This window comes from Enterobacter sp. WPR_3_1, from assembly GCF_003635055.1.
GTDB lineage: Bacteria > Pseudomonadota > Gammaproteobacteria > Enterobacterales > Enterobacteriaceae > Enterobacter > Enterobacter ludwigii.
Genome location: NZ_RBXU01000016.1, coordinates 79272 through 96838, shown reverse-complemented (window position 1 = coordinate 96838; position 17567 = coordinate 79272). Strand labels below are relative to the sequence as shown.

At 56.2% G+C, this 17567-nt stretch carries 13 protein-coding genes; 11 read left to right on the top strand and 2 right to left on the bottom strand.

Features of this window, described 5'->3' with window-relative positions:
• Nucleotides 1-35: 35 nt before the first annotated feature.
• From BJ887_RS22445 to gntU, 4 genes are all read left to right on the top strand, one after another.
• On the top strand, nucleotides 36-731 hold the full coding sequence (locus BJ887_RS22445; RefSeq protein WP_014171990.1) for a pirin family protein: 696 nt from the start codon (nucleotides 36-38) through the stop codon (nucleotides 729-731).
• 100 nt (nucleotides 732-831) lie between these two features.
• Nucleotides 832-1827, top strand: coding sequence for a gluconate operon transcriptional repressor GntR (gene gntR / locus BJ887_RS22440; protein ID WP_014171989.1), 996 nt, complete (start codon nucleotides 832-834; stop codon nucleotides 1825-1827).
• A gap of 126 nt (nucleotides 1828-1953) precedes the next feature.
• Nucleotides 1954-2481, top strand: coding sequence for a gluconokinase (gene gntK / locus BJ887_RS22435; protein WP_020884556.1), 528 nt, complete (start codon nucleotides 1954-1956; stop codon nucleotides 2479-2481).
• A 3-nt stretch (nucleotides 2482-2484) separates the two neighbouring features.
• The gene (gene gntU, locus BJ887_RS22430) at nucleotides 2485-3825 is read left to right on the top strand and encodes a gluconate transporter (RefSeq protein WP_014171987.1); all 1341 of its coding nucleotides are present in this window, start codon (nucleotides 2485-2487) and stop codon (nucleotides 3823-3825) included.
• Nucleotides 3826-3875: 50 nt separating this feature from the next.
• Here the strand turns inward: gntU and yhgN are convergent, their stop codons facing one another.
• Nucleotides 3876-4469 carry an NAAT family transporter YhgN gene (gene yhgN / locus BJ887_RS22425; protein WP_003861574.1) on the bottom strand — a complete coding sequence of 198 codons (594 nt, stop codon included), beginning with the start codon at nucleotides 4467-4469 and terminating at the stop codon, nucleotides 3876-3878.
• A gap of 177 nt (nucleotides 4470-4646) precedes the next feature.
• Between yhgN and asd the strand changes: the two genes are divergently transcribed.
• The 6 genes from asd to glgP all read left to right on the top strand — a co-directional run bounded on the left by asd (nucleotide 4647) and on the right by glgP (nucleotide 15355).
• Nucleotides 4647-5750, top strand: coding sequence for an aspartate-semialdehyde dehydrogenase (gene asd, locus BJ887_RS22420; protein ID WP_014171986.1), 1104 nt, complete (start codon nucleotides 4647-4649; stop codon nucleotides 5748-5750).
• Between the two features lie 230 nt (nucleotides 5751-5980).
• Nucleotides 5981-8167 (top strand): 1,4-alpha-glucan branching enzyme, encoded by a 2187-nt coding sequence (gene glgB, locus BJ887_RS22415; RefSeq protein ID WP_020884557.1) that lies wholly within the window; start codon nucleotides 5981-5983, stop codon nucleotides 8165-8167.
• Entirely contained in the window at nucleotides 8164-10143 is a 1980-nt protein-coding gene (gene glgX, locus BJ887_RS22410; protein ID WP_121340470.1) for a glycogen debranching protein GlgX, read from the top strand. The genes glgB and glgX overlap by 4 nt, the downstream gene beginning before the upstream one ends.
• A gap of 17 nt (nucleotides 10144-10160) precedes the next feature.
• Nucleotides 10161-11456, top strand: a complete 1296-nt coding sequence (gene glgC, locus BJ887_RS22405) for a glucose-1-phosphate adenylyltransferase (RefSeq protein ID WP_020884559.1) — start codon at nucleotides 10161-10163, stop codon at nucleotides 11454-11456.
• Complete coding sequence (glgA, locus tag BJ887_RS22400; protein ID WP_014171982.1) at nucleotides 11456-12889, top strand: glycogen synthase GlgA; 1434 nt, start codon at nucleotides 11456-11458, stop codon at nucleotides 12887-12889. The genes glgC and glgA overlap by 1 nt, the downstream gene beginning before the upstream one ends.
• Before the next feature lie 18 nt (nucleotides 12890-12907).
• Entirely contained in the window at nucleotides 12908-15355 is a 2448-nt protein-coding gene (glgP, locus tag BJ887_RS22395) for a glycogen phosphorylase (RefSeq protein WP_014171981.1), read from the top strand.
• Between the two features lie 87 nt (nucleotides 15356-15442).
• Here the strand turns inward: glgP and glpD are convergent, their stop codons facing one another.
• Complete coding sequence (gene glpD / locus BJ887_RS22390; protein ID WP_025202849.1) at nucleotides 15443-16951, bottom strand: glycerol-3-phosphate dehydrogenase; 1509 nt, start codon at nucleotides 16949-16951, stop codon at nucleotides 15443-15445.
• A gap of 252 nt (nucleotides 16952-17203) precedes the next feature.
• Between glpD and glpE the strand changes: the two genes are divergently transcribed.
• Entirely contained in the window at nucleotides 17204-17536 is a 333-nt protein-coding gene (glpE, locus tag BJ887_RS22385) for a thiosulfate sulfurtransferase GlpE (RefSeq protein WP_041162890.1), read from the top strand.
• The last annotated feature ends 31 nt before the right edge of the window (nucleotides 17537-17567 follow it).

The following is a 17567-nucleotide window of genomic DNA, read 5'->3' as shown; positions in this document are numbered from 1 at the left end:
CACTTACTCCATCGAAACGAACTGAGGGTGAAACAATGATCTACTTACGCAAAGCAAACGAACGTGGTCACGCGAATCATGGCTGGCTGGACTCATGGCATTCATTCTCGTTTGCTGACTACTACGACCCGAACTTTATGGGCTTCTCCGCACTGCGCGTCATTAACGATGACGTGATTGATGCAGGCCAGGGCTTCGGTACTCACCCGCACAAAGACATGGAAATCCTGACGTATGTGCTGGAAGGGGCGGTTGAGCACCAGGACAGCATGGGCAACAAAGAGCAGGTTCCGGCGGGCGAGTTCCAGATTATGAGTGCGGGTACCGGGGTGCGTCACTCTGAATACAACCCAAGCAAAACGGAAAAACTGCACCTGTATCAAATCTGGATCATTCCGGAAGAAACCGGCATCACCCCGCGCTACGAACAGCGCCGCTTTGATGCTAAACAGGGCAAACAGCTGGTGCTCTCTCCGGATGCGCGTGACGGTTCGCTGAAAGTGCACCAGGATATGGAACTGTACCGCTGGGCGCTGGCAAAAGACGAACAGTCTGTCCATCAGATTGCCGCTAACCGCCGCGTCTGGATCCAGGTGGTGAAAGGCGAGGTGTCTATTAACGGCACGAAAGCTACCACGGCGGATGGTCTGGCAATCTGGGATGAGCAGGCACTGTCCGTGCATGCCGACAGTGAAAGCGAAATTCTGCTGTTTGATCTGCCACCGGTGTAATAAATCATAAATAAATGCCCATCCTTCCCTTTGACAGGGGAAGGATGGGCTTTGTCCGTGATAAACTGAGCAAATCTATCACTTACGATTTCTCAGGACGATGAAAAAGAAACGCCCCGTACTTCAGGATGTAGCCGATCGCGTCGGTGTGACCAAAATGACGGTCAGCCGGTTTTTACGTAACCCGGAACAGGTTTCCGTGGCGTTGCGTGGCAAGATTGCCGCTGCCCTCGATGAACTGGGGTATATCCCTAACCGCGCCCCCGATATTCTTTCGAATGCGACCAGCCGCGCGGTTGGCGTCCTCCTGCCTTCCTTAACCAACCAGGTTTTTGCCGAGGTGTTGCGCGGCATTGAAAGCGTGACCGATGCCTTTGGCTATCAGACCATGCTCGCTCACTATGGGTACAAGCCGGAACTGGAAGAAGAACGTCTGGAATCCATGCTCTCCTGGAACATCGACGGTCTGATTTTAACCGAACGTACTCACACCCCCCGTACGCTAAAAATGATTGAAGTGGCAGGCATTCCGGTGGTGGAGCTGATGGACAGCCAGTCGCCGTGTCTCGATATTGCGGTGGGCTTTGATAACTTCGAAGCGGCGCGCCAGATGACGGCGGCTATCATCGCCCGCGGCCATCGGCATATTGCCTACCTGGGTGCACGTCTGGATGAACGTACTATCATCAAACAGAAGGGATACGAACAGGCAATGCTCGACGCCGGTTTAACACCGTACAGCGTGATGGTTGAGCAGTCGTCATCCTATACGTCGGGTATTGAACTGATGCGTCAGGCACGACGCGAGTATCCGCAACTGGACGGTATTTTCTGTACCAACGATGACCTTGCGGTCGGTGCAGCGTTCGAATGCCAGCGTCTGGGGCTGAAGATCCCCGAAGACATGGCGATTGCCGGTTTCCACGGCCACGACATCGGCCAGGTGATGGAACCCCGTCTGGCGAGCGTCCTGACACCGCGTGAACGTATGGGCCGTATTGGCGCAGAACGCCTGCTGGCGCGCATACGTGGCGAGACGGTGACGCCGAAAATGTTAGATTTAGGTTTCACCTTGTCACCGGGTGGATCTATTTAAGCTGACAAATTTGAAGTGGGTCACACTTATTCACTTCGCGCACGTTTGGATATTGCTTCTCTTTTGCCCCAGCAGGACAATGTTACCGATAACTGTTACCCGTAACAATTGACTGAGGGACACCCTTTGAGCACGACTAATCATGATCACCACGTTTACGTCCTGATGGGCGTTTCCGGTAGCGGTAAATCTGCCGTGGCCAGCGAAGTGGCGCATCAACTTCATGCGGCGTTTCTTGATGGCGACTTCCTCCATCCGCGCAGCAATATCATGAAAATGGCCTCCGGCGAGCCGCTGAACGATGACGACCGCAAACCGTGGTTGCAGGCGCTGAATGACGCCGCGTTCGCGATGCAGCGTACCAACAAGGTCTCCCTGATCGTCTGCTCCGCGCTGAAAAAAACCTACCGCGACCTGCTGCGTGACGGCAACCCGAACCTCTCTTTCATCTATCTGAAAGGCGATTTCGAGGTGATTGAAAGCCGTCTGAAGGCGCGTAAAGGCCACTTCTTCAAAACCCAGATGCTGGTGACGCAGTTCGAAGCGTTGCAGGAGCCGGGTGACGATGAGAAAGACGTCTTAGTGGTTGATATCGATCAGTCACTGGAGGGTGTTGTTGCCAGCACCATCGAGGTCATTAATAAAAGGCAGTAAGTTTTGAGTACATTAACGCTAGTTTTAACAGCAGTTGGTTCCGTATTGCTGCTGCTGTTTTTAGTGATGAAAGCGCGTATGCATGCTTTCGTTGCCTTAATGGTGGTGTCTATTGGTGCAGGTCTCTTTTCCGGTATGCCGCTCGATAAGATCGCAGCGACGATGGAAAAAGGGATGGGAGGCACGCTGGGTTTCCTGGCCATTGTGGTCGCGCTGGGCGCGATGTTTGGCAAGATCCTGCATGAGACGGGCGCAGTCGACCAGATTGCCGTCAAAATGCTCAAATCTTTCGGACACAGCCGTGCGCACTACGCGATTGGCCTCGCCGGTCTGATTTGTGCGCTGCCGCTGTTCTTCGAAGTGGCCGTGGTGCTGCTGATTAGCGTGGCGTTCTCGATGGCGCGCCATACCGGCACTAACCTCGTGAAGCTGGTGATTCCGCTGTTTGCGGGCGTGGCGGCAGCGGCGGCGTTCCTGCTGCCTGGGCCTGCGCCGATGCTGCTGGCTTCTCAGATGCACGCCGATTTTGGCTGGATGATCCTGATTGGCCTGTGTGCAGCGATCCCGGGAATGATTATTGCCGGCCCGCTGTGGGGCAACTTCATCAGCCGTTACGTTGAGCTTCACATTCCGGATGACGTCACCGAGCCGCACCTTGGCGAAGGCAAAATGCCGTCCTTCGGCTTCAGCCTGGCGCTGATCCTGCTGCCGCTGGTGCTGGTGGGGCTGAAAACCATCGCCGCGCGTTTCGTGCCGGTGGGGTCTACCGCGTACGAATGGTTTGAGTTTATCGGCCACCCGTTCACCGCGATCCTGGTGGCGTGTCTGGTGGCGATGTACGGCCTGGCGATGCGCCAGGGCATGCCGAAAGACAAAGTGATGGAAATCTGCGGCCATGCGCTGCAGCCGGCGGGTATCATTCTGCTGGTGATCGGTGCCGGTGGCGTGTTCAAACAGGTGCTGGTGGATTCCGGCGTGGGTCCGGCGCTGGGCGAAGCCCTGACCGGCATGGGGCTGCCCATTGCGGTGACCTGTTTCGTACTGGCTGCGGCGGTGCGTATCATCCAGGGCTCTGCGACGGTGGCATGTTTAACCGCCGTGGGTCTGGTGATGCCGGTGATTGAACAGCTTAACTACTCCGGTGCCCAGATGGCCGCGCTCTCAATCTGTATTGCGGGCGGTTCGATTGTGGTGTCACACGTCAACGACGCCGGCTTCTGGCTGTTCGGTAAATTTACCGGTGCGACCGAAGCGCAAACCCTGAAAACCTGGACGCTGATGGAAACCATCCTCGGCACGACGGGTGCCATTGTCGGGATGATTGCGTTTACGCTGCTGAGTTAAACCCGGCTAAAAGCAAAAGGACAACGTGAGTTGTCCTTTTTTGTTTTTACCTAGCCCTTCATCCACGCGCGGATCCCGTCCAGGAACATCTGCGTCGCCATCATCACCAGAATCAACCCCATCAGGCGCTCCAGCGCGTTTACGCCTTTCTCACCCAGCAGGCGCAGGAACAACGACGACTGCAGCAGAATGATAAACGTCCCGCCCCAGGCAATCAGCAAGGCAATCACCAGATGGCTCATCTGATTAGGGTACTGATGCGACAACAGCATCAGCGTTGCCAGAATCGTCGGTCCGGCGACGAGGGGAATCGCCAGCGGCACAATAAACGGCTCTTCCCCCGCGGGCAGGCCGCTGCTGCTGCCTTCGGCGCTCGGGAAAATCATCTTAATCGCTATCAGGAACAGGATAATCCCACCGGAAATCGAAACTGTTTCGGCACGCAGATTCAGGAAGGCGAGGATTTTCTCACCGGCAAACAGGAAGATGAACATCACCAGCAGCGCGATAAGCAGCTCGCGGATCATGATCGCCCGACGGCGTTTGGGTTCGGTGTGCTTCAGCACCGACATGAAGATAGGCAGGTTGCCCAGAGGATCCATTATCAGGATCAATAAAACCGCCGCGGATATGATTTCACTCATTAAAATTATCCCTGAAACTCTCTATGGTTATTATGATGATTAGCGCTATTTCTGATTGGCGGGCCATCATCGATTAATTTCGCTTGCGACTTTGGCAGCATTTTGTAATGTGAAGCATATCCCAGTTGAATACTGGTTTGCACAATCAGCACACACCCTCTGCAGGAAAAAAATGCTATGAAAAACGTTGGTTTTATCGGCTGGCGCGGTATGGTCGGCTCTGTTCTCATGCAACGCATGGTTGAAGAGCGCGATTTTGACGCCATCCGCCCGGTCTTCTTCTCCACTTCCCAGCTCGGCCAGGCTGCACCTTCTTTTGGCGGCAGCACCGGTACGTTGCAGGATGCTTTCGATCTGGAAGCGCTGAAGGCACTCGACATTATTGTCACTTGCCAGGGCGGCGATTATACCAACGAAATTTATCCAAAGCTGCGTGAAAGCGGCTGGCAGGGCTACTGGATTGATGCGGCGTCTTCACTGCGCATGAAAGACGATGCCATCATCATTCTCGACCCGGTCAACCAGGACGTCATCACCGACGGCCTGAACAACGGCGTAAAAACCTTTGTCGGCGGTAACTGCACCGTCAGCCTGATGCTGATGTCCCTCGGCGGCCTGTTCGCACAGGACCTGGTGGAGTGGGTCTCCGTGGCGACTTACCAGGCCGCATCCGGCGGCGGTGCGCGCCATATGCGCGAGCTGCTGACGCAGATGGGCCAGTTGCACCACAGCGTTGCGACCGAGCTGGCAAACCCGGCCTCCGCTATTCTCGATATCGAGCGTAAAGTCACCGAGCTGACCCGCAGCGGCGAGCTGCCGGTGGATAACTTTGGTGTACCGCTGGCCGGTGGTCTGATCCCGTGGATCGACAAACAGCTGGATAACGGCCAAACCCGCGAAGAGTGGAAAGGTCAGGCTGAGACCAACAAAATACTCAATACCGCGAACACCATTCCAGTTGACGGTCTGTGCGTACGTATCGGCGCGCTGCGCTGCCACAGCCAGGCCTTCACGATTAAACTGAAAAAAGATGTGTCGATTCCGACCGTGGAAGAGCTGCTGGCTGCACACAACCCGTGGGCGAAAGTGGTTCCAAACGATCGCGACATCACCATGCGTGAATTGACCCCGGCTGCCGTCACCGGCACGCTGACCACCCCGGTTGGTCGTCTGCGTAAGCTGAACATGGGGCCGGAGTTCCTTTCTGCATTCACCGTCGGCGACCAGCTTCTGTGGGGCGCAGCCGAGCCGCTGCGTCGCATGCTGCGCCAGCTGGCGTAATAATTTGTTAAACCCCGGGGGTGATTTTCACCCCCTTTTCCGCGTACTACATGGAGTAAAACGCATATGTCTTATTTTTTATCAGGAGTCATTTAGAGCGTTGGCTATGCTTTAAGGAAGAGTTATTTCTTACCTGAGGTTAGGACGGGGCTGAGAGGATGCCCGTTCAGGTCACATTAAAGTCGTCCCAGGCGCTAAAAAAGGACGACATAAAAAACAGGATGAATACCATGTCCGATCGTGTGGATAGAGACGTGATTAATGCGCTTATTGCGGGTCATTTTGCCGACCCCTTTTCCGTACTGGGGATGCACCGTACCGAGGCCGGGCTGGAAGTCCGGGCACTGTTACCGGATGCCACAGAAGTGTGGGTTATCGAACCCAAAACCGGCCGCAAGGTCGGCAATCTGGAATGCCTCGATTCTCGTGGCTTCTTTTCGGGCGTAATGCCCCGTCGTAAAAACCCTTTTCGTTATCAGCTTGCCGTTATCTGGCATGGTCAGCAAAATCTCATCGATGATCCCTACAGCTTTGGGCCTCTTTTACAGGAGATGGACGCGTGGCTGCTGTCTGAAGGTACCCACCTGCGACCTTATGAAACGCTGGGTGCCCATGCCGATACGATGGATGGCATCACCGGCACGCGGTTTGCCGTGTGGGCGCCTAACGCCCAGCGAGTCTCCGTTGTCGGCCAGTTCAACTACTGGGATGGCCGTCGTCACCCGATGCGTCTGCGCCGTGAAAGCGGTATCTGGGAGCTGTTTATCCCCGGCGCGCACAACGGCCAGCTGTATAAATTCGAGATGATCGATGCGCACGGCAAGCTGCGTATTAAGTCCGACCCGTACGCCTTCGAAGCGCAAATGCGTCCGGAAACCGCGTCAATGATTTGCGGCCTGCCGGAAAAAGTTGTCCAGAGTGAAGAACGCAAGCAGGCCAACCGCTTTGATGCGCCAATTTCCGTCTACGAAGTGCATCTCGGTTCCTGGCGTCGCCATACTGATAACAACTTCTGGCTCAGCTACCGGGAGCTTGCCGACCAGCTGGTTCCGTACGCGAAATGGATGGGCTTTACCCATCTTGAGCTGCTGCCAATTAATGAACACCCGTTCGACGGAAGCTGGGGTTATCAGCCGACCGGGATGTATGCCCCGACGCGTCGCTTCGGCACGCGCGATGACTTCCGCTATTTTATCAATGCCGCGCACGCCGCCGGGTTAAATGTGATCCTCGACTGGGTGCCGGGCCATTTCCCGTCCGATGATTTTAGTCTTTCAGAGTTTGACGGCACTAAGCTGTACGAGCACAGCGACCCGCGCGAAGGCTATCACCAGGACTGGAACACGCTGATCTACAACTACGGTCGTCGTGAAGTGGCAAACTACCTCGTGGGCAATGCGCTGTACTGGATTGAGCGCTTTGGCATTGATGCCCTGCGCGTTGATGCCGTGGCGTCGATGATCTACCGCGACTACAGCCGCAAAGAAGGCGAGTGGATCCCGAACGAGTATGGCGGCCGTGAAAACCTGGAAGCGATTGAGTTTCTGCGCAACACCAACCGTATTATCGGCGAGCAGGTAGAAGGTGCGGTGACGATGGCGGAAGAGTCCACCGACTTCCCTGGCGTCTCCCGTCCACCGTCAACCGGCGGACTGGGGTTCTGGTACAAATGGAACCTGGGGTGGATGCACGACACGCTCGACTACATGAAGCTGGATCCCGTCTACCGCCAGTATCACCATGACAAGCTCACCTTCGGGCTGCTCTACAACTACACCGAGAACTTCATGCTGCCGCTGTCGCATGACGAAGTGGTGCATGGCAAAAAATCCATTCTCGACCGCATGCCGGGCGATGCATGGCAGAAGTTCGCCAACCTGCGCGCCTACTACGGCTGGATGTTCGCCTTCCCGGGTAAAAAACTGCTGTTTATGGGCAATGAGTTCGCCCAGGGGCGCGAGTGGAACCACGACACCAGCCTCGACTGGCATCTGCTGGAAGGGGGCGACAACTGGCACCACGGCGTACAGCGTCTGGTGCGGGACCTGAACCTGACCTACCGTCACCACAAAGCCCTGCATGAGCTTGATTTTGACCCGTACGGTTTCGAGTGGCTGGTGGTGGATGACCATGAGCGCTCGGTGTTTGTCTTTGTGCGACGGGATAAAGCCGGCAACGAAATTATCGTCGCCAGCAACTTTACCCCTGTACCGCGCCATCATTATCGCTTCGGGATTAACCAGGCCGGCAAGTGGCGTGAAATCCTGAATACAGATTCCACGCACTACCACGGCAGCAATGCCGGTAACGGTGGTCTGGTGCAAAGCGATGCCATTGAAAGCCACGGGCGACCGAATTCCCTGAGCCTTACGCTACCGCCGCTCAGTACCATCTGGCTGATCCGGGAGGGGGAATGACCCAGCTTACGGCAGGTAAACCCGAACCGCTCGGGGCACGTTTTGATGGAAAGGGGGTGAATTTCACGCTCTTTTCTGCCCATGCGGAGCGGGTTGAACTGTGCGTATTTGACGGCGAGGGTAATGAACATCGTTACGACCTGCCGTCTCGCACAGGAGATACCTGGCACGGCTACCTGGCCGGGGGACGGCCAGGAATGCACTACGGCTATCGCGTACACGGCCCGTGGGCACCTGCGCAGGGGCACTGGTTTAACCCGGCGAAGCTGCTGATCGATCCGTGTGCGCACCGCGTGGATGGCGAGTTTAAAGACGACCCTATTTTCCATGTCGGCTACGGTGAACCCGACCACCGCGACAGCGCCCCCGCCCCCGTGGCGCCTAAAAGCGTGGTGGTGAACGATCTCTACGACTGGGAAGACGATGCCCCACCGCGCACGCCGTGGGGCAACACCGTTATCTACGAGGCGCATGTTAAAGGGCTGACGTATCTGCATCCGTCAATCCCGAAAGAGATGCGCGGCACCTACAAGGCGCTCGGTCATCCGACCATGATTGCCTACCTCAAGCACCTCGGGATCACGGCCCTGGAGCTGTTGCCCGTCGCGCATTTTGCCAGTGAACCTCGTCTGCAGCGGCTGGGGCTCAGTAACTACTGGGGCTACAACCCGCTGGCGATGTTTGCGCTCGAACCCCGCTATGCCACTCATCCGGACAAGGCGCGGGACGAGTTTCGTGATGCGGTAAAGGCGCTTCATGCGGCAGGCATTGAGGTCATTCTGGACGTGGTACTGAACCACAGTGCGGAAAGCGATCTCGATGGACCGACGCTCTCCATGCGCGGAATTGATAACCGTAGCTATTATTGGATCAGGGACGATGGCGATTACTTCAACTGGACCGGTTGCGGTAACACGCTCAATCTCAGCCACCCGGCGGTCATGCATTTCGCGTATGAATGCCTGAAGTACTGGGTGGACACGTTCCACGTCGACGGTTTTCGTTTTGATCTGGCACCCGTTATGGGGCGTACGCCGGCCTTCAGCCAGCAGGCGCCGCTGTTTGAAGCGATCAAAAACTGTCCGGTGCTGTCACAGGTGAAGCTCATTGCCGAGCCGTGGGACATCGGTGAAGGGGGTTATCAGGTCGGGAATTTCCCGCCCCTGTTTGCCGAGTGGAACGATCACTATCGCGATGCCGCGCGCCGCTTCTGGCTGGAACGGAATCTGTCGCTGGGGGAGTTCGCCGGACGCTTTGCCGGGTCCAGCGATCTTTTTAAGCGCGATGGCAAACGACCGTCTGCGACGATCAACCTGCTGACGGCGCACGACGGTTTTACGCTCCGGGACTGCGTTTGTTTCAATCAGAAACACAATGAAGCGAACGGCGAGGAGAATCGCGATGGCACTAACAATAACCATAGCTTCAATCATGGTATAGAAGGGTTAGGCGGAAGCCTTGATGTTATCGAGCGGCGACGCGCCAGCGTGCATGCGCTGCTGACAACGCTGTTATTGTCGCAGGGCACGCCGATGCTGCTGGCAGGCGATGAACATGGTCACAGTCAGCATGGTAACAACAATGCGTATTGCCAGGACAACACGTTGACCTGGCTCGACTGGGGTGAAGCGAACAGCGGGTTGATTCACTTTACCGCTGCGCTGATCCATCTTCGCCAGCAAATTCCCGCGCTCACCGCCGATCGCTGGTGGGAAGAGGGCGACGGTAATGTCCGCTGGCTGAATCAAGACGCGCAACCCTTAAGCGCGCAAGAGTGGCAACACGGCGTACCACGCCTGCAAATCCTGCTTTCGGAGAGGTGGCTGGTCACGCTGAACGCGACGGATGACGTCGCTGAGATTGTTTTACCTGACGGGGAATGGCGCGCTGTTCCCCCATTTGCCGGAGCGGATAATCCGGTAGTAATGGCTGTCTGGCACGGGCCTGCGCACGGAGTGTGCGTATTCCAAAGATGATAAAAAAGGAGTTAGTCATGGTTAGATTAGAGAAGAACGATCCCTTAATGTTGGCACGCCAGCTACCATTAAAAACTGTTGCCCTGATACTCGCAGGCGGGCGTGGTACTCGTCTGAAAGATTTGACCATCAAACGCGCCAAACCTGCCGTCCACTTTGGTGGTAAGTTCCGTATTATCGACTTTGCGCTCTCCAACTGCCTGAACTCAGGCATTCGCCGCATTGGCGTCATTACGCAGTATCAGTCGCATACTCTGGTGCAGCACATCCAGCGCGGCTGGTCATTCTTCAGTGAAGAGATGAATGAGTTTGTCGATCTTCTGCCTGCCCAGCAGCGCGTTCACGGTGAGAACTGGTATCGCGGGACGGCGGATGCGGTGACGCAAAACCTCGACATTATTCGCCGTTATAACGCGGAATACATCGTGATCCTCGCGGGCGATCATATCTACAAGCAAGACTACTCCCACATGCTGATCGACCACGTCGAAAAAGGGGCGCGTTGCACCGTGGCATGCCTGCCTGTGCCTGTTGCTGAGGCGACGGCATTTGGGGTGATGCACGTCGACGCCGACGACAAGATTATCGATTTTGTCGAAAAACCGGCGAACCCACCGACAATGCCAGGGGACGATACCAAATCGCTCGCCAGCATGGGGATCTATGTCTTTGATGCCGATTATCTTTACGCGCTACTGGAAGAAGACGACAAAGACGAAAACTCCAGCCACGACTTCGGCAAAGACATCATTCCGAAAATTACCAAAGCTGGCATGGCGTATGCACATCCCTTCCCGTTGTCCTGCGTACAGTCTGATCCGAATGCTGAACCTTACTGGCGCGACGTCGGAACGCTGGAGGCCTACTGGAAAGCAAACCTCGATCTCGCGTCGGTGACGCCTGAACTGGATATGTACGACCAGAACTGGCCAATCCGTACCCACATGGAATCGCTGCCGCCGGCGAAATTCGTTCAGGACCGCTCCGGCAGTCACGGCATGACGCTGAACTCGCTGGTGTCCGGCGGATGCATTATCTCGGGGTCGGTGGTGGTGCAGTCGGTGCTGTTCCCCCGCGTGCGCGTGAACTCATTCTGTAATATCGATTCGGCGGTGCTGCTGCCGGATGTCTGGGTCGGACGCTCATGCCGTCTGCGCCGTTGCGTTATCGACCGTGCCTGCGTCATACCTGAAGGCATGGTGATTGGTGAAAATGCGGAAGAAGACGCGCGTCGTTTCTACCGTTCGGAAGAGGGGATCGTGTTAGTAACACGGGAAATGTTGCGGAAGCTGCAGGTCAAACAGGAGCGATAATGCAGGTTTTACATGTATGTTCTGAGATGTTCCCGTTGTTAAAAACGGGCGGTCTGGCGGATGTTCTTGGCGCATTGCCTGCGGCGCAAATCGCCGGGGGTGTAGATACCCGAGTTCTGTTGCCCGCTTTTCCGGATATCCGGCGTGGTATTCCAGATGCAAAGGTGGTCACTCGTCGTGAAACCTTCGCCGGACGCATCACCCTGCTGTTTGGACATTACAATGGCGTAGGCATTTACCTGATTGATGCGCCGCATTTATACGATCGACCGGGTAGCCCGTATCACGATACGAACCTGTTCGCCTATACCGACAACGTGCTGCGTTTCGCACTGCTCGGCTGGGTCGGTGCTGAAATGGCAACCGGGCTGGATCCGTTCTGGCGCCCGAATGTTGTACACGCTCACGACTGGCACGCCGGGCTTGCACCGGCGTATCTGGCGGCGCGCGGCCACCCGGCGAAATCGGTCTTTACCGTTCACAACCTGGCGTATCAGGGCATGTACTATGCCCATCACATGAATGACATCGATCTGCCATGGTCGTTCTATAACATGCACGGGCTGGAGTTTAACGGGCAGATTTCGTTCCTGAAAGCCGGCATCTACTACGCCGATCACATTACGGCCGTGAGCCCGACCTACGCCCGGGAAATTACCCAGCCGGAGTTTGGTAACGGTCTGGAAGGGTTGCTGCGACAGCGCCATCGTGAGGGCCGCCTGTCGGGGATCCTCAACGGCGTTGATGAGCAGATCTGGAATCCGGAGACCGATCTTCTGCTGGCGGCACGCTATGGCCGCGATTCCGTGGAAGACAAAGCGGAAAACAAACGCCAGCTGCAGATTGCGATGGGGCTGAAGGTGAACGATAAAGTGCCGCTGTTCGCCGTCGTCAGCCGTCTGACCAGCCAGAAAGGGCTGGATTTAGTGCTGGAGGCGCTGCCGGGCTTACTGGAGCAGGGGGGACAACTGGCGCTGCTCGGTGCCGGCGACCCGGTGCTGCAGGAAGGTTTCCTTGCGGCAGCGGCGGAACACCCCGGGCAGGTAGGGGTGCAGATTGGCTATCACGAAGCGTTTTCGCACCGGATTATGGGCGGTGCTGACGTCATTCTGGTGCCGAGCCGTTTCGAACCGTGTGGCCTGACGCAGCTTTATGGCCTGAAATACGGCACGCTGCCGCTGGTACGTCGTACCGGCGGGCTGGCGGATACCGTATCGGACAGTTCTCTGGAAAACCTTGCGGACGGTATCGCCAGCGGGTTTGTCTTTGAGGACAGTAATGCCTGGTCGCTGCTGCGGGCGATTCGGCGTGCTTTCGTCTTGTGGTCCCGTCCATCTCTGTGGCGTTACGTTCAGCGTCAGGCGATGTCTCTGGACTTTGGCTGGCACGTTGCGGCGCAGTCATACCGCGACCTTTATCAACGCTTGATGTAACGAGGCGAAGTTACTGATATGAATGCTCCTTTTAGCTATTCTTCACCCACGCTCAGCGTTGAGGCGTTAAAGCACTCTATCGCCTATAAGCTGATGTTCACCATCGGGAAAGACCCGGTCATCGCCAACAAACACGAGTGGCTGAACGCCACGCTGTTTGCCGTGCGTGACCGCTTAGTGGAACGCTGGCTGCGCTCTAACCGCGCCCAGCTCTCGCAGGAAACGCGGCAGGTTTATTACCTGTCGATGGAATTTTTGATTGGCCGCACGCTGTCCAATGCGCTGTTGTCGCTCGGTATCTATGACGACGTCAAAACCGCACTGGAAGAGATGGGGTTAGATTTAGAAGAGCTCATTGACGAAGAGAACGACCCGGGCCTCGGTAACGGCGGCCTGGGGCGTCTGGCCGCCTGTTTCCTGGACTCGCTGGCGACGCTGGCCCTGCCGGGCCGCGGCTACGGGATTCGCTACGACTACGGCATGTTCAAACAGAACATTGTGGAAGGCCGACAGAAAGAGTCTCCGGACTACTGGCTTGAGTACGGCAACCCGTGGGAATTCAAACGACACAATACGCGCTACAAAGTGCGCTTTGGTGGCCGTATTCAGCAGGAGGGAAAAAAATCCCGCTGGGTTGAGACGGAAGAGATCCTGGCCGTGGCCTATGACCAGATTATCCCCGGCTACGACACCGATGCCACCAATACCCTGCGCCTGTGGAGCGCCCAGGCCAGTAGCGAAATCAACCTCGGTAAATTCAACCAGGGCGACTATTTTGCGGCGGTGGAAGATAAAAACCACTCTGAAAACGTCTCCCGCGTACTTTATCCGGATGACTCGACCTATTCCGGACGCGAACTGCGTCTGCGTCAGGAGTATTTCCTTGTGTCCGCGACGATTCAGGACATCCTGAGCCGTCACTATCAGCTGCACAAAACCTACAGTAACCTGGCGGAAAAAACCGCCATTCACCTCAACGACACCCACCCGGTGCTTTCGATCCCCGAGCTCATGCGTCTGCTGATCGACGAGCACAAGTTCAGCTGGGATGATGCGTTTGAAGTGACCTGCCAGGTCTTCTCGTACACCAACCACACCCTGATGAGCGAAGCGCTGGAAACCTGGCCGGTCGACATGCTCGGTAAAATTTTGCCGCGCCATCTGCAGATTATCTTTGAGATTAACGACTACTTCCTGAAGACGCTGCAGGAGCAGTATCCGAACGATACTGGCCTGCTGAGCCGGGCTTCAATCATTGATGAATCCAACGGTCGCCGCGTGCGTATGGCCTGGCTGGCGGTGGTGATCAGCCACAAGGTGAACGGGGTTTCCGGACTGCACTCGAACCTGATGGTGCAGTCGCTGTTTGCTGATTTCGCGAAGATCTTCCCGACGCGTTTTTGCAACGTGACGAACGGTGTTACCCCGCGTCGCTGGCTGGCGCTGGCTAACCAGCCGCTCTCCGACGTCCTGGACGAACATATTGGCCGCACCTGGCGTACCGATTTGAGTCAGCTGGGCGAGCTTGAACAGCACCTGGATTTCCCGGCGGTGAACAAAGCCGTGCGTGAAGCCAAGCTTCTGAACAAGAAGCGGCTGTCGGTGTATCTTGCGCTGCACCTGAACGTAGTGGCCAACCCGAAAGCGTTGTTTGATGTGCAAATCAAGCGTATCCATGAGTACAAGCGACAGCTCATGAACGTGCTGCACGTCATCACGCACTACAATCGCATCAAAGCCGACCCAACGGCCGACTGGGTGCCACGGGTGAAAATCTTTGCCGGTAAGGCGGCGTCGGCATACTACATGGCGAAGCACATTATTCATCTCATCAATGATGTGGCGAAGGTGGTCAACAACGATCCGGATATCGGTGACAAGCTGAAGGTGGTCTTTGTCCCGAACTACAGTGTGAGTCTGGCGCAGTTGATCATTCCGGCGGCGGACCTGTCTGAGCAGATTTCCACGGCCGGTACGGAAGCCTCCGGCACCAGTAATATGAAGTTTGCCCTGAATGGCGCACTGACCATCGGTACGCTGGATGGCGCGAACGTTGAGATGCTGGAGCATGTCGGGGCAGAGAATATCTTTATCTTCGGTAACACGACGGAGGAGGTGGAGGCGCTTCGCAGGAAGGGCTACTCGCCGCGCGAGTACTACGAAGAAGATGAAGAGCTGCGTCAGGTGTTGACGCAAATCGCCACCGGCGTGTTTAACCCTGAAGAGCCGAGCCGCTATCGCGATCTGGTCGATTCACTGATTAACTTTGGTGACCACTATCAGGTGCTGGCGGATTACCGCAGCTATGTCGACTGCCAGGACAACGTGGACGAGTTGTACCGTCAGCAGGAGAAGTGGACCAGCGCCGCGATGCATAACATCGCCAATATGGGGTATTTCTCATCAGACCGTACTATCAAAGAATATGCTGAAACTATCTGGCATATTGATCCCGTGCGGTTATAAAAAAACAGAGCCGGGTGGCGGCTTCGCCTGACCCGGCTTGTGCGATCTGCAGGCCCGGGAAGCGTAACGCCACCGGGCCTTTTTACATCACGATGCTAATGACAGCTCACGCTTTCCCGCGTTCTGCGCCAGCCACTGCGCCACGCGCGACTGCTGCTCGGCATCCAGCCACATCCCTTCTTTGGTACGACGCCAGATGGCATCATCCAGGCGGCGCACCCACTCGTTCTCAACCAGATAGCGCAGTTCGGCTTCGTAGAGTTCGTGACCGAAATGTTCACCCAGGTCGGCAAGCGTTTTGGCTTCACCCAGGATCCATTCCGTATTACTGCCGTAGGTACGGGCGTAGTGACGCGCCATCCCTTCGGTGATGAACGGGTAACGACGGCGCAGTTTCGCGGCATAATCATCGCGGTTATCCCCAATATCGCCGCCAGGCAATACGGCACCTTTAGTCCAGGCCGGGCCAATGCCCTTGTAGTACGGCACCAGTTTTTCCAGTGCGTGTTCGGCCAGCTTACGATAGGTAGTGAGCTTGCCGCCAAAGACCGACAGCAGCGGTGCCTGGCCGTCCACGTCATGAATATCCAGCGTATAGTCGCGGGTGATGGCCTGCGGTGAGTCCGATTCGTCATCACACAGCGGACGCACGCCGGAGTAAGTCCAGACCACGTCATCGCGTGCCAGCTGTTTTTTGAAGTGCGCGTTATACACTTTCAGCAGGTAGCTGACTTCACTTTCGTCGATCTCGACATTTTTCGGATCGCCTTTGTACTCCACGTCGGTGGTGCCGATGATGGAGAACTCGTCCATCCACGGGATCACAAACACGATACGTTTATCTTCGTTTTGCAGGATATAGGCCTGCTTCTGGGTATGCACGCGTGGCACGACAATGTGGCTGCCTTTGATCAGGCGGATGCCGTACGGCGAAGGCAGGTGCATTCCCTCATCAAAGAACTGTTTCACCCACGGACCGGTGGCGTTTACCAGGCCGCGCGCTTTCCAGCTGAACTTCTCGCCGGTATCCACGTCTTCCGCTTCAACAATCCACAGGCCGTTTTCACGACGGGCAGCCGTGGCGCGGGTGCGGGTTTTCACCTCGCCGCCTTTTTTCACCACCATCTGCGCATTGGCAAGGACCAGACGCGCATCGTCTACCCAGCAGTCGGAATATTCGAATCCGCGCACGATTTCAGGTTTAAGGACCGATTCTGAGCCAAAACGCAAACCGGTCGATCCTGGCAGGCTGGTACGTTTGCCCAGATGATCGTACATAAACAGACCGATTCGAATCATCCACGCCGGACGCAGATGCGGGCGGTGGGGCAGGCGAAAGCGCATCGGAATCGCCAGATGCGGGGCCATTTTCAGCAGCACTTCACGTTCGGCCAGGGCTTCGCTGACCAGGCGGAATTCGTAGTGTTCCAGGTAGCGCAGGCCACCGTGGATCAGTTTGGAGCTGGCGGACGAGGTCGCGCAGGCGAGATCGTTAGCTTCCAGCATCAGCACGGATAAACCGCGTCCTGCAGCATCGGCCGCAATCCCGGCACCGTTGATGCCACCGCCTATCACAATCAGATCTTTGGTTTCCATAACACCCTCACGCACTTTCGTTAAAGCTCAGAAATGTTCGATATCGCTCATAATAGCAAAGGAACGCGCTTTTGGTAACATCAAAAAAACAATTTAGAGTGATATGGATAACATAATGGCGTTAACCCGCCGCCAGGACGTACACTACGGGGTAAAATAGTGCCGCTTGATGCCCTCGCCCATCCTTCTCACTTCAGGAGAGAGTGGGGGTGAGAGGAAGCGCACCACACCTGAATATAAGATGAGAGCACCATGGATCAGTTTGAATGTATTAACGTAGAAGAAGCCCATCAGAAAATGCACCAGGGAACGGCTGTGCTGGTGGACATCCGCGATCCGCAGAGCTTTGCGATGGGCCACACGCCAGGCGCGTTCCACCTGACCAACGACTCCCTGGCCGCGTTTATGCGCGATAACGACTTCGACACGCCGGTGATGGTCATGTGCTACCACGGCAACAGCAGTAAAGGTGCAGCGCAGTACCTGCTTCAGCAGGGCTACGATGCGGTTTACAGCGTTGATGGCGGCTTCGATGCCTGGCATCGTCATTTCCCGGCAGAAGTTGAATACGCGTTTGAGCGCTGATACCGCTATACTGTCCCCTTTTGTGTGGAAA

Coding starts and splice junctions, on each gene's coding strand:
- BJ887_RS22445 (WP_014171990.1), top strand. CDS start 36: ATGATCTACTTACGCAAAGCAAACGAACGTGGTCACGCGAATCATGGC.
- gntR (WP_014171989.1), top strand. CDS start 832: ATGAAAAAGAAACGCCCCGTACTTCAGGATGTAGCCGATCGCGTCGGT.
- yhgN (WP_003861574.1), bottom strand. CDS start 4,469: ATGAGTGAAATCATATCCGCGGCGGTTTTATTGATCCTGATAATGGAT.
- asd (WP_014171986.1), top strand. CDS start 4,647: ATGAAAAACGTTGGTTTTATCGGCTGGCGCGGTATGGTCGGCTCTGTT.
- glgB (WP_020884557.1), top strand. CDS start 5,981: ATGTCCGATCGTGTGGATAGAGACGTGATTAATGCGCTTATTGCGGGT.
- glgX (WP_121340470.1), top strand. CDS start 8,164: ATGACCCAGCTTACGGCAGGTAAACCCGAACCGCTCGGGGCACGTTTT.
- glgC (WP_020884559.1), top strand. CDS start 10,161: ATGGTTAGATTAGAGAAGAACGATCCCTTAATGTTGGCACGCCAGCTA.
- glgA (WP_014171982.1), top strand. CDS start 11,456: ATGCAGGTTTTACATGTATGTTCTGAGATGTTCCCGTTGTTAAAAACG.
- glgP (WP_014171981.1), top strand. CDS start 12,908: ATGAATGCTCCTTTTAGCTATTCTTCACCCACGCTCAGCGTTGAGGCG.
- glpD (WP_025202849.1), bottom strand. CDS start 16,951: ATGGAAACCAAAGATCTGATTGTGATAGGCGGTGGCATCAACGGTGCC.
- glpE (WP_041162890.1), top strand. CDS start 17,204: ATGGATCAGTTTGAATGTATTAACGTAGAAGAAGCCCATCAGAAAATG.